Below are 1153 nucleotides of genomic sequence, written 5' to 3' on the forward strand. Positions count from 1 at the left end.
GAGTAAATCATTTAGCAATCTAAATGGCAAAGTAAATCTAATCATTACTTCCCCTCCTTATCCTCTTAATCAAAAGAAGAGTTATGGTAATAAAACAGGAGAAGAATACTTAAATTGGATTAAAGAGTTGACTCCATTGCTAGCTGAAAAATTAGCTGATGATGGTTCATTAGTTGTTGAATTAGGTAATAGTTGGGAGCCTGGTAGACCCGTTCAAAGCTTGTTGGCTTTGAAGGCATTAATGTCTATTGCAGAATCTGCAGAAACAAATTTAAGACTTATACAAGAATTTGTTTGCTATAACCCTTCTCGATTACCTTCTCCTGCACAATGGGTCACAGTTAATCCTCTTCGTACTGTTGATAGCTACACACATGTATGGTGGTTTTCAAAAACAGACTATCCAAAAGCTGATAACAGAAAAGTGCTAAGACCCTACAGTGAAGCTATGAAAAGTTTATTAAAAAGAGGGTCTTATAATGCAGGAAAGAGACCATCGGAACATAGTATTGGGGAAAAAAGTTTCCTAAATGATAGAGGTGGTGCAATTTCTCACAATTTATTTGAAATAGAAAGTATTGATGAAAATAGAAAACCTAGGTTACCTAATGCCTTTTCTTTCTCTAATTCAGCATCGAACGATTTTTTTCATAGAGAGTGCAAAAGACAGAACATAACAGTTCATCCAGCAAGAATGCCCATTGGCCTTGTAAAATTTTTTATTCAATATTTAACAGATGAAGGAGATTTGATTTTAGACCCGTTTGCTGGAAGCAATACCACAGGATTTGCAGCTGCACTATTAGACAGAAATTGGATTTCTATTGAGCTTCAAGAGAGTTATATAGAGCAGGCCAAAATTAGATTTGAAGACCCTATTTTGAGTTATAAAGAGGTATAAATAATGTTGAGTATTTCATCAAGTATTGCAAATATTAATTTATTTAAACGTAAAATTGAATCTGATGGAAATTGGAGTTGGGATACAGGTATATTTGTAGGCAGACCTTTTAAGATTTCTTATACAAGTAGTTCAATTCTAATGGCTGATGCATGGAAGGAACGAGCAAACGGGGTTCCACAAGGATGTTTTCTTTTAGCATATTATGATTGTGATCCCGGAAAAGATAATCTTCAAGAGGCTTTGCTATTG

Annotated in this window: 2 protein-coding genes; both read left to right on the forward strand. The window is 34.5% G+C overall.

Going from position 1 to position 1153, the window contains the following annotated elements:
- Positions 1 to 901: DNA-methyltransferase (locus ACTHUM_RS14830; RefSeq protein ID WP_440403266.1), on the forward strand; the 901-nt coding region annotated here is incomplete at its 5' end.
- 3 nt (positions 902 to 904) lie between these two features.
- Positions 905 to 1153, forward strand: a 249-nt coding sequence (locus ACTHUM_RS14835; RefSeq protein WP_440403267.1) for a hypothetical protein, incomplete at its 3' end; no start/stop codon positions are given.

Source organism: Neisseria sp. P0021.S006 (genome assembly GCF_051956895.1).